The 13059-nt window shown below is 63.6% G+C and carries 15 protein-coding genes; 7 read left to right on the top strand and 8 right to left on the bottom strand.

Annotation, left to right across the window (positions count from 1 at the left end):
- Nucleotides 1-40 precede the first annotated feature (40 nt).
- The 8 genes from SO140_RS01075 to SO140_RS01040 all read right to left on the bottom strand — a co-directional run bounded on the left by SO140_RS01075 (nt 41) and on the right by SO140_RS01040 (nt 6528).
- Entirely contained in the window at nt 41-967 is a 927-nt protein-coding gene (locus tag SO140_RS01075; protein WP_449377740.1) for a helix-turn-helix transcriptional regulator, read from the bottom strand.
- A gap of 113 nt (nt 968-1080) precedes the next feature.
- Nucleotides 1081-1794, bottom strand: a complete 714-nt coding sequence (locus SO140_RS01070; RefSeq protein WP_449377839.1) for an ABC transporter ATP-binding protein — start codon at nt 1792-1794, stop codon at nt 1081-1083.
- Between the two features lie 4 nt (nt 1795-1798).
- Nucleotides 1799-2566, bottom strand: coding sequence for an ABC transporter ATP-binding protein (locus tag SO140_RS01065; protein WP_449377741.1), 768 nt, complete (start codon nt 2564-2566; stop codon nt 1799-1801).
- On the bottom strand, nt 2559-3503 hold the full coding sequence (locus tag SO140_RS01060) for a branched-chain amino acid ABC transporter permease (protein WP_498542191.1): 945 nt from the start codon (nt 3501-3503) through the stop codon (nt 2559-2561). Before SO140_RS01060 ends, SO140_RS01065 begins: the two co-directional genes overlap by 8 nt.
- A complete protein-coding gene (locus SO140_RS01055; protein ID WP_449377743.1) occupies nt 3500-4417 on the bottom strand; it encodes a branched-chain amino acid ABC transporter permease in 918 nt (305 codons plus the stop codon). The genes SO140_RS01060 and SO140_RS01055 overlap by 4 nt, the downstream gene beginning before the upstream one ends.
- Before the next feature lie 410 nt (nt 4418-4827).
- Entirely contained in the window at nt 4828-5013 is a 186-nt protein-coding gene (locus SO140_RS01050) for a hypothetical protein (RefSeq protein ID WP_254102280.1), read from the bottom strand.
- A gap of 46 nt (nt 5014-5059) precedes the next feature.
- A complete protein-coding gene (locus SO140_RS01045) occupies nt 5060-5719 on the bottom strand; it encodes an acyl-homoserine-lactone synthase (RefSeq protein ID WP_449377744.1) in 660 nt (219 codons plus the stop codon).
- 80 nt (nt 5720-5799) lie between these two features.
- Nucleotides 5800-6528, bottom strand: coding sequence for a helix-turn-helix transcriptional regulator (locus tag SO140_RS01040; RefSeq protein ID WP_449377745.1), 729 nt, complete (start codon nt 6526-6528; stop codon nt 5800-5802).
- A gap of 171 nt (nt 6529-6699) precedes the next feature.
- Between SO140_RS01040 and SO140_RS01035 the strand changes: the two genes are divergently transcribed.
- From SO140_RS01035 to SO140_RS01005, 7 genes are all read left to right on the top strand, one after another.
- Nucleotides 6700-6876, top strand: coding sequence for a hypothetical protein (locus SO140_RS01035; protein WP_449377746.1), 177 nt, complete (start codon nt 6700-6702; stop codon nt 6874-6876).
- Nucleotides 6877-7128: 252 nt separating this feature from the next.
- Complete coding sequence (locus tag SO140_RS01030) at nt 7129-8067, top strand: LysR family transcriptional regulator (protein ID WP_449377747.1); 939 nt, start codon at nt 7129-7131, stop codon at nt 8065-8067.
- Nucleotides 8068-8200: 133 nt separating this feature from the next.
- Nucleotides 8201-9076 (top strand): shikimate dehydrogenase, encoded by an 876-nt coding sequence (locus SO140_RS01025; protein WP_449377748.1) that lies wholly within the window; start codon nt 8201-8203, stop codon nt 9074-9076.
- A 58-nt stretch (nt 9077-9134) separates the two neighbouring features.
- Complete coding sequence (locus tag SO140_RS01020; protein ID WP_449377749.1) at nt 9135-10262, top strand: ABC transporter substrate-binding protein; 1128 nt, start codon at nt 9135-9137, stop codon at nt 10260-10262.
- A gap of 184 nt (nt 10263-10446) precedes the next feature.
- Nucleotides 10447-11322, top strand: coding sequence for a branched-chain amino acid ABC transporter permease (locus SO140_RS01015; RefSeq protein WP_449377750.1), 876 nt, complete (start codon nt 10447-10449; stop codon nt 11320-11322).
- Complete coding sequence (locus SO140_RS01010; protein ID WP_449377751.1) at nt 11319-12317, top strand: branched-chain amino acid ABC transporter permease; 999 nt, start codon at nt 11319-11321, stop codon at nt 12315-12317. The genes SO140_RS01015 and SO140_RS01010 overlap by 4 nt, the downstream gene beginning before the upstream one ends.
- Entirely contained in the window at nt 12314-13057 is a 744-nt protein-coding gene (locus SO140_RS01005) for an ABC transporter ATP-binding protein (protein ID WP_449377752.1), read from the top strand. Before SO140_RS01010 ends, SO140_RS01005 begins: the two co-directional genes overlap by 4 nt.
- Nucleotides 13058-13059: the final 2 nt, after the last annotated feature.

The raw sequence follows: 13059 nt of genomic DNA, 5'->3' as shown, positions 1-13059 counted from the left end.
CAGCTGCGTGCAGAACGCCCGCGAGCTCAGTCGAACTCTGCTACTGGCAGTCGCTCGGCGAATAGCCGAAGCGTCTGCGGAAGGCCGTTGCGAAATTTGCCGGATGGGCATAGCCGACCCGATAGGCCGCTTCGGTGACCGACAACCGCTGATGAATCAGAAGGGCCCGAGCAGCATCCAGCCGCCGGGCCCTCAAGTGATCGATCGCGCTCTCGCCATACGCCATCTTGAATTTTTGGTTGAAGGACCGGCGGCTCAGCCCGGCGTTCCGCGCCAACTCGTCGATGCTCCACGGGTAGGCCAGATCGGCGTCCATGCGCGCCTTGACCGACTGCAATCGCATCCGCTGGAGATCGGCTACCGGATCGATCTCGATCCTGCCCTGCTCGCCGGCCAGTGCATGAACGATGATCTCGGCAGCGTGCGCCGACAGCAACAATTTTGCAGCGTTTCCGTCGACCGGCGGCGAGAACATTTCTGCCGCGATGGCCTGAATGCGCGGCGATGCCTTCAAAGAGACGACAACCGCACCGGACTCGTCGTTCTCAAACAGTGCCCGGAAATCATGCTCGAGACCGAGACCGTCGATGGAAGCTTTGGGCAACGCCAGGCCTATCGCAGGCCTTTCATCACACTGAACCGGGCGCGCGACTGCAGCGGCTTCGCGGACGGCAATCACCGTGATCTGCTTTCTGCAACCCCTCCCATGCGCCAGATTGCCGCGGCCCTTCCCACCGTCGAACGCCACGGAAATGAACAATCCCGGCTGCGCGATCGCAGGCCAGTCTGCAGCGGCTTGAAACTCACCCCTCACAAACAGGCAGCCCGGGAAATCCAGCCATTGCGCCGCCGCTGAAGCGCCGGATCGTGTGGCGTCAACGTTGTCTCCACGCCGTCCGACGATTTGATCATAGAAGTCTTGCATCACTACGCTGCAAACTTTTACGACCAGCGACGGTGCGCTCAAGAGCTGTGCGAACAGTTTGGAGGGCTTCGAAACTAGATTTCGTCGAAGACGGCTGCCGATCCCCCGTGAGCGCGGCTAGAACGGACGACGTTGTGCCCGCACTGAGGAACGCGTCAAATTCCGAGATACCGGTGCTGCAGCTCAGGCTCGGCCGTCAGTTGGTCCGAGGTGCCGCTCCACACCGTCTTGCCGCGCTCGATGATGTAGTGGCGGTCGCAGATGCGGGCGAGGTGGTCGACGTTCTTGTCGACGACCAGGATCGATTGCCCGCGCTTCTTGAGCAGCGACAGGCAATTCCAGATCTCCTCGCGAATCAGCGGGGCGAGGCCTTCGGTCGCTTCGTCGAGGATCAGGAGCTTTGGATTGGTCATCAGCGCGCGGCCGATGGCGAGCATCTGCTGCTCACCGCCGGAGAGCTGGTTGCCCATGTTCGACGCACGCTCGGCGAGGCGCGGAAACAGGACGTAGATCGCGGCCAGCGTCCAGGGATTGTCGATGCCGAAGCGATCAGCGGCCGCCGCGACGAGATTTTCGCGCACGGTGAGATTGGGAAATATCTGGCGTCCCTCCGGCACGAGGCCGACGCCGAGTTTTGCGATCCGGTAGGGCGGAAGCTGGCGCACCTCTGAGCCCGCGAAGCGGATCGCGCCGGCGCGCGCGGGTGTCAGGCCCATGATGGAGCGGATGGTCGTGGTCTTGCCCATGCCGTTGCGGCCCATCAGCGAGACCATCTCGCCCGCCTTGATGGATAGCGACAGACCGAACAGCACCTGGGAGAGGCCATAGCAGGTCTCGATGCCGTCGACGTCGAGCAGCGAGTCGGCCATCTGGTCAATCATGGCGCCTCACCACATGCTGATCGCCGAGATAGGCGCGCTTGACCTCGTCGTTCGCGCGGATCGCGGCCGGATCGCCGGAGGCGATGACGCGGCCATAGACCAGCACCGAGATGCGGTCGGCGAGCGCGAATACCGCCGGCATGTCATGCTCGACCAGTACGATCGAGACTTCTTTCCGGAGATCCTGAAGCAGCTTCACCATGCGCTGGGATTCGGTAACGCCAAGGCCGGCCATCGGCTCGTCCAGCAGCAGGATCTTCGGCTTGCTTGCGAGCGCGACCGCAAGCTCGAGCTCGCGCCGCTCACCATGGCTGAGCCTGCTCACCACGACATCTGCGCGATGCGACAGGCCGACGCGATCAAGCGCGGCTTGCGCGGCATCGCGCAAGGATCGCTCCTTCCGCGCATTGGCAAAGAAGCGGAACGACGTGCCCGCGTGCGCCTGCGCCGCCAGCGCGACATTGTCGGCGGCGGTGAAGTCGAGCAGCAGCGAGGTAATCTGGAACGAGCGCGCGAGCCCCAGCGCGCAGCGGCGATAGGCCGGCAGATAGGTGATATCGCGCCCGCCGAGCAAGACGCTGCCCGCATGCGGCGAGAGGTGCCCGGTGAGCTGGCTGATCAGCGTGGTCTTGCCGGCGCCGTTCGGACCGATGATGGCGTGCAGCTCGCCGGCCGCAACATCGAGCGAAACGTGATCGGTCGCGATGATGCCGCCGAAGCGGCGCACCAGCTTTTCGACGCGGAGCAGCGGTTCAACCACGACCGGCCCTCCCGAGCAGGCCCATGATGCCGCCGCGCCCGAACAGCACGATAAGCAGCAGGAGCGGGCCCATGATCAGCGCCCAATATTCGGTGATCTGCGACAGGAATTCTTCCAGCAGCAGATATACCACCGCACCCACGACCGGGCCGAACAGCGTACCCATTCCCCCTAGGATCACCATCACCATGAGGTCGCCGGAGCGGGTCCAGTACATCACGGCCGGGCTGACGAAGTCGGTGTTGTTGGCGAGCAGCGCACCGGCAAGGCCGCACATGGTGCCCGATATGACGAAGCAGACGAGCTGATAGCGCTTCGCGGGAAATCCGATCGCCTCCATGCGCTGCTCGTTCGAGCGCAGGCCCTGCACGACAAGACCGAAGCGCGAATTGACGATGCGCCAGATCAAGACAATGACGCCCAGCAGGCAGCCGAGGCAGAGATAGTAGAACTGCACACGGCTGGAGAGATTGATCAGCCCGGAGAAATCGCTGCGCTTGTAGACGGTGAGACCGTCGTCGCCGCCGTAGCGCGCGAGGCCCGATGCGACGTAGTAGGCCATCTGCGCGAAGGCGAGCGTGATCATGATGAAATAGACGCCGCGCGTGCGCAAGGACAGCGCGCCGATCACGAGCGCATACAGCGCGGACGCCGCAAGCGCGACCGGGAACTGGATGAAGCCGCTTCCGATGCCTTCCTGCGCCAGGATGCCCACCGCGTAGCCGCCGATGCCGAGATAGGCGGCGTGACCAAAGCTCATCATGCCGCCATAGCCCATGATGAGGTTGAGGCTCGCGGCCGCGAGCGCCAGGATGACGATGCGGGTGAATAGCGTCAGGATGAAGATGTTGCCGGAAAGCTGCGAATAGAGCGGCAGCAACACGAGGCCTGCCAGCACCAGGGCCGTGACGGCCTTGCTCACGCTCAAAGCCTTCATCGACGACTGGCCGGAAACAGCCCCTCCGGCCGCACCACCAGCACGACAGCCATCAAGAGATAGATCAGCATGGAGGACAGCGCGGGCGCGGCGGTGGACGCTGCGGTTGAACTCAGGATCTGGCGCAGCAGGTTCGGCAGGAAGGCGCGGCCGAGCGTATCGATCATGCCGACGAAGATCGCCGCGAGGAACGCGCCGCGGATCGAGCCGATGCCGCCGATCACGATGATGACGAAGGCAAGGATCAGGATGTTCTCGCCCATGCCAATCTGCACGGTGAGGATCGGCGCCTGCATAAGCCCGGCGAGGCCGGCGAGCGCCGCGCCAAGACCGAACACCAGCGTATAGAGCAGCTTGATGTTGATGCCGAGCGCGCCGATCATCTCGCGATTGGAGGCTCCGGCGCGGATCAGCATGCCGATGCGCGTGCGCATCACGCCGAGATAGAGCAGCAACGCGACGAGAAGCGCGACCACGATGATGGCAAGGCGATAGGCCGGGTAATAGATGCCGGGCAGGATCGGCACCGGCACGGTGAGCCAGGGCGGCAGCGGCAGCGCGAGACCCGCCGGGCCCCAGATCAGCCGCACCGCTTCATTGAAGAACAGGATCAGGCCGAAGGTCGCGAGCACGTGGTCGAGATGGTCGCGGCCATAGAGATGCCTGAGCGCAACCACTTCGAGCACGATGCCGAGCACGAGCGTCGCGCCCAGTGCGAGCAGCGCGCCGAGCAGGAAATTGCCGGTCCAGGCGACGAAGGTCGCGGCGAAATAGGCGCCCATCATGTAGAGCGAGCCGTGCGCGAGATTGACGAGATCCATGATCCCGAACACCAACGTCAGCCCGGCGGCCAGCAGGAAGAGAAGCAGCCCGAACTGCAATCCGTTGAGGAATTGTTCGACGACGAGCAGCATCGACGCTCTTTCAGCCAGGCATCACGTTGCGCCGATGTTCGAACACGGCCGCCATCAGTGAAAGAGCTCCCCCTACCTCTTCAAGGCCAAAATCGGTAACGGCAGTATCGTTCCGACGCAAGAGCGATTCTATGCCCGACATGCACTTTGTTGCATCTCATCGAACAGGCGTTGAGTGCGACTTGCAAGAAGATTGCGTGGGGGATGGGTCAAGCTGCCGCACCCACGTCTACTCAGACGAGGCGCAGGGTAGATGTTGAACGGTGAGGTTGCTGCCGGCATCCCGGCGATTGTCTCGCGCACTCACATCAAGAATGCTGAGGTCGACAGCTCGCCTCACGATTCATCCGAGTAACGCGCTTCACCTCGCCCCGCGTGCGGGGAGAGGGAGAGGCAGGCCATCGTCGCGCTCAGTGCGAGGTCATCGAGTGAGGAAAGTCATCCCGGTCAGTCGCGACGCCGTCGGCGGTGGAAGCTTCGAGCGCCGCCATCCGGAACAGATAGGCGAGCGTGGCGTGGCCGCAATCATCCGCCATCTGCGCCAGCTCGAGCGCCATGTCGGACATGTAGCCGAGATTCTCTTCCTTCATTTTCATCTTAAGCTTCGCAAGGGTTCGGGTGTCTCGCATCATGTTCGACATCTCAGGCGGTCTTTCGTTGCGCGGCGGTGAGGCCGCAGGTGTTGGCACGGGCGACGGCGTCGAGGCGCGGACCATCCTGGCGTACGACGCTCGCCATGCCGATCCGCTCGCGCACGGTATCGAGCGACTCCCGGCAAACGTCGATCATGGCAGCCATGGTCCAAGAGCCGTCGACCAGCGCGGGCAATCCCAGAGGCGTGACGACGAATCCGATGTCGTGGAAGCGCGGCAACCACCAGGTCTCCATGACGAGGCAGAGACGCTCGATGCCCTGGTCGAGACAGAACTCCTGCGCCGACGCCATCAATTGCAGATTGATGGCTCCATCGCGGCGGTCACGCGCGACGAAGAAGCGCGACCATTCCCACACCAGCGCGCCAGCCGGACAGCCGCGCACCGCAGCGAGATGCGGAAAGACCTCGCTCATCATCGTCGGCTTCGTGGTCGGATACAGCCGGTAGCCGCCGATCACGCGGCGGCTCTCCAGCGCGAGCATGTAGATCGCATCGTCGTCGTCGTAGACGTCGACCTCGCGGCCGTCGGGCTTGCGCAGCGCTTCCCACTTGCGCTCGTCGACGAAGATCTCGTGCCGCAAGCGGAAGTGTTGCTCGACGACGTCTTCGTACAGATGTCGGTTCGCCGAAGAAATTGCATGGATCATGAAATCCCCCGTTCTTCGAAACGGGGGAAGCCTCGTTGAAAAGAGGCGGCTTCGATATTGGGAAATTTCCCAGTGAGAGCTTATGGATTGATGATTTTGTGCTTGATCGCGATCGCGACTGCATGCGTACGGTTGACGGCACCGAGCTTGCGCGCAGCGGTTGCAAGGTGCTCTTCCGCGGTCCGCTGCGTGATGTGAAGAATCTCGCCGATCTCCCAGGCCGATTTGCCTTGTGAGGCCCAGGCGAGCACCTCGCGCTCGCGCGGCGTGAGCAGCGCCGGCGGCGTCGGACGCGGATCGAGCAGGCGGCGGATGCGGTCGAAGCCGTACATCGCCATCAGGTGCAGCGCCGGCTTGCTTCGTGCATTGAGATCGAGATGCACGCCGCCGAGCGAAACACCGGCCTCATAACCGGTCAGCCCGTGGATCGGCACGACGAAGCCGCGCGACATGCGGAAATCGGTGGCGCGGTTCATCACTTCCACCGCACCGGGCTCCCGCTCGGCATCGTACGGTGCTTCCGACCATTCGAAGGGATTCACCGACTGCCGGCACATCCGGATCACCGGATCGAAGCGGACGTAGTTCCGCTCGGTGTACATCCTGAACCATTCCGCAGGCCAGCGCTTGGCGAGCACCATCTGTTCGAAGTGCTGCTCCGGATTCGGTAGCCCCGTGACGATGATGTGCTCGAAACCGAAGCGGCCAAATGCCGCCTCAAGCGCGTTCATCGCATCCGGAACCCTGCTGTAAGCTTCCAGGCCTTCGATGAAGTCGAGCGCTTCCCGGCCATAGTCCACAGCGGACATCGGTTCGTTCCTGCCCCCTCGCTCCGTAGCTTGCTTTGTAGCCTGACTCGGGCGTCGTCTCAATGCATCGCCTCCGTAGTTTCACGGTGCGGCAGGCTCTGAAGATTTAATCTACTTGTGGAGGAAGGGAGGTCAAGATACACCTCCGTCGTCTGGAGCGAGAGAGCCACGATGGAAGATGAGAACATCGCCCTCAACAGCGTGCTCGGCCTGGAACTCAACCGCGTGTTCTTCGCCGTGCGCGAGACCGCGAACAAGCAGAAGATCATCGAGCTCGCGCGCGAGGTGCTGGAAAGCGAACGCGCCGCGCTGCCCGATAGCGTCTCACCCGAAGGGCCGGCACGCTAGAACGCAGTTGCAGCAATCGCGCGGGTGAGACGTCGCGATGCGATGGCCTTCTATTCGAACGCGCCGGTTTTAGCTGAAACAATCTGACCGCGAAATTGAGTCCGTTCTCGCTTCCTAGTCCGTTCTCCCTTCATGGCCAAAGATAGCGCGCGCCGCGGGCTATTCACGTTGACAGGCATTTGCGGCTGGATGACATGACGCCTGTCGTGAGATGATCGTCACTCACGATCGTCCGTCGGGATGTCCCAGAGCATGATGACGCTACGCCAGGTTGAAGTGATCCGCGCCGTGATGGTGACGGGGACCATTGGCGGCGCGGCGAAGCTATTGAACGTATCGGCGCCCGGCATCAGCCGTCTCGTCAAATACACCGAACGCTCGCTCGGCATCCGCTTCTTCCAGCGCCAGAACGGACGTTACTTCCCGACGCCCGAGGCCGAGAACATCTTCGAGCAGATCAACGGCGTCTACAAGAAGGTCGATGACCTCTCCGAGATCATCTCCAAGATCGGCCGCGGCGGATTGTCGGAGCTGCGCATCGGCTCGGTGCCGAGCATTTCGCAGGTGATGGTGCCGCGTGCGATCGAGCGGGTCCGGCGGCGCTATCCGGATCTCGGCATCGACATCAACATCCTCAAGCTCGAGGAAGCGATCGACTATCTCATGCTCGGCCGCGGCGAGTGCGTCGCGATGAGCTACCGCCTGGAGCATTCCGGCCTCGATTTCATGCCGCTCGCTTCCGGCGAGCTCTATTGCATCGTGCCGCCCGGCCATGAGCTCGCCGGCCGCAAGCAGGTCTCGGCGGCCGAGATCACGCGCTATCCGCTGATCGGCATCGATCCGAACGATCCTTACGGAAGGATCATGGCCGAGATCTTTGCCCGTCACCGGCTCGAATACAACATCACCATCCGCGCTCGCTTCGGCACCACGGTGTGCGCGCTGGTGAAGGCGGGCCTGGGGATCGCGATCATCGACCAGTTCACGGTCGCCCATGGCGGCTATCCCGGCATCGAGCTGTTGAGGATCACCGAGCCGACGCGGTTCGACACCTATATCGCGGTGAAACGCGGCGCACCGCTCTCGCTCCACGTCGAATATTTCATCGAGCAGCTCCGCGCCGAGATGCGCGCGGTCGAGCCCTCGCGCAGCGGCCAGAAGGGCGCCGCGGCTCGTGGTCGCAGGAAATAACATTATGTTAGGTTTGTAGGATAAATGGGTAATTGTGTTAGGCGGGGGACAGGCTATCGTCGGGCTTGAGCTTTGCCGATTTCCGCGCAACACCGCGTGGCGAAACACATACACACCCAGACCAATTCGGATCATGTCAACGCGCCGACCTGCCGCACCTCAGAAACTCCTCACCGGCCTGATCGGTGCGCCGATTAAGCATTCCGCTTCGCCTGCCATGCACGAGCACGCCGCCGAGGCGCTGGGGCTGCGCGGCCATTACCAGCTCATCGAGGTCGCCGGCGCGGATTCTGCCGGGCTCAGCATGATGCTCGAGGGGGTGCGGCGGCTCGGCTTTGCCGGCGTCAACGTCACCTATCCCTACAAGGAAGCGGTGGTGCCGCTACTCGACGAGCTTGCGCCCGGCGCAGCCGCCATGGGTGCAGTCAACACCGTCGTCGTTCGCGATGGCCGGCTGATCGGCCACAACACCGACACCACGGGATTTGCCCGTGCGGTGGCGCCCCTGCTGGCGCCCGCGGGCAATGCGGTCGCCGTGATCGGCGCCGGCGGCGTCGGCAAGGCGATCGCCTTCGCGCTGGCGAGCCAGAAGGTCTCCGACATCCGCATCGTCGACAGCGAACCGGCGCGGGCCGAGAAGCTCGCATCGCTCCTGACCACGAACGGCGCAAAAGTCGCATCCAGCATCGAGGATGCGCTCGAGGGCGCAACTGGCCTGATCAACGGAACGCCGGTCGGCATGCTGCCGAACCGGGACACGCCGGTGCCGACGGCGCTGCTGCGTGCAGACCTTTGGGTCGCCGACGCCGTCTATTCACCGCTGATCACCCCGCTGCTCGCGGCAGCGCAGGCCAAGGGCGCGCGGATCATGACCGGCCGCGAGCTCGCGATCTACCAGGCCGCAGACGCGTTCGAACTGTTCACCGGCCTTGCCCCATCGACCGAGGTCATGGGCGAGGCTTTTGACGCCGTGATGGCAGCGCGCAGCGCCGCCTATCAGGTAGCTTGACGGAAAGCGGCCGGAAACAAGACCGCTTGCATAACTGAAGAGAAATGGGAGGAGTGAGATGAAATCGACATTACTGGGCGCCCTGTTTGCGGTTGCCATGGCAACGAGCGCCTTTGCGCAGCCGATCAAGCTGGCCGACGTCGCCGAGCTGTCCGGCGGCGGCGCCACCGTCGGCACCAACTGGAAGAACGGCATCGATCTCGCGATCGAGGAAATCAACGCCAAGGGCGGCGTGCTCGGTCGCAAGCTCGAGGTCACCCATGCCGACTCGCAGTCCAACCCGGGCGTGGCGCGCGCGCAAGTGCAAAAGGCGCTCGACGCCGAGCCCTATGTGCTGCTCGGGCCCGGCTATTCCGGCTCGGTGAAAGTCACCGCGCCGCTCGCGGCCGAAGCTGGCATCGCGCAGATCATGGGCGGTGAGGCCGCCGAGCTGACCCAGGCAGGCAACAAGTTCTTGTTCCGCACCTCCTTTGGCCAGCAATCCTCGATGCCGAAGGTCGCAAAGTACATCCACGACGACATGAAGGCGAAGACGGTCGCTGTCGTCTGGGTCAACAATGATTTCGGCCGCGGCGGACGCGACGTCATCGTCAAGGAGCTCGACCGCCTCGGCTCCAAGGTCGTCGCCGATCTCTCGACCGAAGCCGGCCAAGCCGACTTCGCCGCCGACGTGGGCAAGATCAAGGCCGCCAATCCGGACGCGGTGTTCGTCTATCTGAACGAGGAAGAGAGCGCGCGCATCCTCAAAGAGCTGAAGCGCCAGGGCGTCACCGCGCCGCTGATGGGCGAGACCACGCTGATCGGCCAGAAGGTGATCGAGCTTGCAGGCGACGCCGCCAACGGCGCGCGCGGCCATGTCGGCCTCACCACCGACGCACCGGTCGACCTGATCAAGGGCTTCCGCGATCGGTTCTCCAAAAAGTACAACTACGTGCCCGACCATAACGGCCTGAAGGGCTACCTCGCCGTCTACATGGTGAAGGCCACCACCGAGAAGATGGGCAAGGTCGATCCCAAGGCGTTTGCCGACACGCTGCACGGCCTGACCATCAAGGCCGCGGACGAACCGGGCATCCTGATGGACGTCACCTTCGACCAGAACGGCGACATCGACCGCCAGAGTTTCCTGGTCGAGGTCGTGGAAGGCAAGCAGGTGGTGAAGCAGGTGCTGCCGAAGCTGAAGTGACCTTGCGCCCTACTCCCTCTCCCCGCTCTTCGCGGGAAGAGGGTTGGGGTGAGGGGCGGCTTCCGCGAATTATCACCGTATTTGCGGAGCGAGCCCTTCACCCGACCCTCTCAGCCCGAGCGATGCTCGTCGCGGCCCGTAAGAACGGTGAGAGGGAGAAGAGTGAGAGCGGGGAGAGGGGAAAATGTCCAATCTGTTCGATCTTCTGGTCGCGGGACTTGCAACAGGCGCCATCTATGCGCTGGTGGCGGTCGGCTTCACGCTGCTGTGGCAGACCTCGCAGACCATCAATTTCGCGCAGGGCGAGTTCGTGATGCTGCCGGCGTTTCTGATGCTGGCGGCGATGCATGTGGGGGCGCCGTTCTGGCTCGCCATCATCCTCGGCACCTTGCTCTCGATGATCCTGCTTGGCCTCGCCTTCAAGATGCTGCTGGTCGATCCGATGTTGCGCCATGGCGTGCTGCCGCTGGCGATCGCCACCATGGCGCTGGCAATCGGCATCAAGGAGGCCGTGAAGCAGTTCTTCAGCGCCGAAGCCTCGCCCTTCCCCTCGATCGTGCCGACTGGTGACGTCTCTGTCTTTGGACATGCGGTCTCGTTGCAAAGCATCGGCGTGCTCGTCGTCGCTATTCTCGCCGTGGTCGGCCTGACTGCGCTTCTGAACCGCACCTCGCTCGGCCACCAGATGCAGGCGGCGGCGCAGAACCCGACGGTGGCGCGCATCATCGGCGTACCGGTCGAGCGGATGATCCTCCTGACCTTCCTGATCAACGCCTTCCTGGTCGCGCTGGCTTCGCTCCTGATCACGCCGATCTATCTGGCGAAATTCTCCTCCGGCGAGGTGCTGGGCCAGGCTGCCTTCATCGCCGCGATCGTCGGCGGCTTCAACCAGGTGCGCGGCGCGATTGCGGGTGGCCTCCTGATCGGGGTGCTCGACAATCTCGCGGCTTCCTACGTCTCGACGCAATATCGCTCGGCAGTGCCGATGCTCGTTCTGATCATCGTCATCCTGTTCCGTCCCCAGGGCCTGCTCGGCCGCGCCGAGGAGCGTACGGTATGACCGGATTCGCCAAACCCCTGAAGATCGCGCTCGGCCTTATCGTCATCGCTGCGCTGATCGTCGTCCCCATGAACTTCAACCGCTACGGCCTGTTCATCCTGAGCCAGTGGGCCGTGATGACGATCGCCGCGATGGGGCTCAATCTCACGCTCGGCTATGCCGGCCAGGTCTCGCTGGCACAGGGCGCCTTCGTCGGCATCGGCGCGTACGCCGCGGCGATCATGACGACCCACGGCTGGCCGCTGCCGGCCGCGATCCTCGTCGCGATCGGCTTGAGCTTTGCGGTCGGCTGGGTGCTCGGCTACCCGGCGCTGCGCGTGCAGCACCACTACCTCGCCTTCGTCACGCTCGCCTTCTCCACCCTCGCCTTCCTGGTGTTCCGCAATGAGAGCTGGCTCACGGGCGGCATCTACGGCATCTCCAATATTCCGCGGCCACATATTTTCGGCATCGCGACCAACAAGCCGTTGCCGTTCTACTATGTCTGTCTCGGCTCGCTTGCCATCGTCTCGCTCGCCGTGTGGTGGCTGATTCGCTCGCCCTGGGGCCGCGCCTTCATCGCGCTGCGCGAGAATCCGCTGCGCGCGCAGTCGCTCGGCGTCGACACCCGCCGCTACACGTTGATGGCGTTCGCAATCGGCTCGGCGCTCGGCGGCGTCGCCGGCGCGCTCTATGCGCCGCTGACGCAATATATCGACCCGGTGCCGTTCAACCTGTCGCTCTCGCTGGATCTCCTGATGATGGTGATCGTCGGCGGCGCCGGCTTCTACCTCGGTCCCTTTCTCGGCGCGATGATCGCGGTGCTGCTGCCGGAATGGCTGCGCTTCACCGAGGGCTATTACCTGATGCTCTACGCGATCGCGGTGATGCTGCTGCTGATCTGGTCGCCGACCGGCATCTTGGGGATCCTCGATCGCTACATGGCGGCGCGGCGCACCAAGGCTGCGTCGGCGCTGCGGGCCGTCGCAAAATCCCGCCTGGAGACGGCGCAATGAGTGCGGTGCTCGAAGTCACGGACATCAAGAAGAACTTCGGCGGTATCAACGCGGTCGATGGCGTCAGCTTCGACGTCCGCGAAGGCGAGATCCTCGGCCTGATCGGGCCGAACGGCTGCGGCAAGTCGACGCTGTTCAACTGCATCCTCGGCCAGCTCATGCCGAGCAGTGGCGAGGTCAAGCTCGACGGCAGGACCGTCACGGGCCTGCGCCCCTCCGAGCTCAACAAGCTCGGGGTCAGCCGCACGTTCCAGCTCCTGCAAGTGTTTCCAAAACTCTCGGTGCGCGAGAACCTGATCCTTGCCGGGCAGGAGCACCAGGGCAACATGGCATCGCGCCTGGTCGGCCGCTCCGATGCCGGCCTGACCAACGCCGCCAACCAGATGATCGGCTTCTTCAAGCTCGACCATCTCGCCGCTGAACCTGCTGGCGGCCTCTCCTACGGCCAACAGAAGCTGCTCGATGCCGCGATGGCCTTCATGGGCGGGCCGCGCCTGGTGCTGCTCGATGAGCCCGCAGGCGGCGTCAACCCGACGATGCTGTCGGACCTGAAGGAGCGCCTGATCGCAATCAACCGCGAGAAGAACGCGACTTTCGTGGTGATCGAGCACAACATGGAATTCGTGATGTCGCTGTGCTCGCGCGTGATGGTGATGGCGGAAGGCAAGGTACTGGCGATGGGACGGCCCGACGAAGTCCGCAGGAACCCCGCCGTGATCGAAGCCTATTTGGGACACTAGAC

The organism is Bradyrhizobium sp. UFLA05-108, assembly GCF_059803455.1.
This window is presented reverse-complemented; position numbering and strand designations above follow the sequence as displayed.

What these genes read in the sequence shown, in the direction of transcription:
- SO140_RS01070 (WP_449377839.1), bottom strand. Translation starts at nt 1,794, where the DNA reads ATGGCCGACTCGCTGCTCGACGTCGACGGCATCGAGACCTGCTATGGC.
- SO140_RS01060 (WP_498542191.1), bottom strand. Translation starts at nt 3,503, where the DNA reads ATGAAGGCTTTGAGCGTGAGCAAGGCCGTCACGGCCCTGGTGCTGGCA.
- SO140_RS01055 (WP_449377743.1), bottom strand. Translation starts at nt 4,417, where the DNA reads ATGCTGCTCGTCGTCGAACAATTCCTCAACGGATTGCAGTTCGGGCTG.
- SO140_RS01050 (WP_254102280.1), bottom strand. Translation starts at nt 5,013, where the DNA reads ATGAAAATGAAGGAAGAGAATCTCGGCTACATGTCCGACATGGCGCTC.
- SO140_RS01045 (WP_449377744.1), bottom strand. Translation starts at nt 5,719, where the DNA reads ATGATCCATGCAATTTCTTCGGCGAACCGACATCTGTACGAAGACGTC.
- SO140_RS01040 (WP_449377745.1), bottom strand. Translation starts at nt 6,528, where the DNA reads ATGTCCGCTGTGGACTATGGCCGGGAAGCGCTCGACTTCATCGAAGGC.
- SO140_RS01035 (WP_449377746.1), top strand. Translation starts at nt 6,700, where the DNA reads ATGGAAGATGAGAACATCGCCCTCAACAGCGTGCTCGGCCTGGAACTC.
- SO140_RS01030 (WP_449377747.1), top strand. Translation starts at nt 7,129, where the DNA reads ATGATGACGCTACGCCAGGTTGAAGTGATCCGCGCCGTGATGGTGACG.
- SO140_RS01025 (WP_449377748.1), top strand. Translation starts at nt 8,201, where the DNA reads ATGTCAACGCGCCGACCTGCCGCACCTCAGAAACTCCTCACCGGCCTG.
- SO140_RS01020 (WP_449377749.1), top strand. Translation starts at nt 9,135, where the DNA reads ATGAAATCGACATTACTGGGCGCCCTGTTTGCGGTTGCCATGGCAACG.
- SO140_RS01015 (WP_449377750.1), top strand. Translation starts at nt 10,447, where the DNA reads ATGTCCAATCTGTTCGATCTTCTGGTCGCGGGACTTGCAACAGGCGCC.
- SO140_RS01010 (WP_449377751.1), top strand. Translation starts at nt 11,319, where the DNA reads ATGACCGGATTCGCCAAACCCCTGAAGATCGCGCTCGGCCTTATCGTC.
- SO140_RS01005 (WP_449377752.1), top strand. Translation starts at nt 12,314, where the DNA reads ATGAGTGCGGTGCTCGAAGTCACGGACATCAAGAAGAACTTCGGCGGT.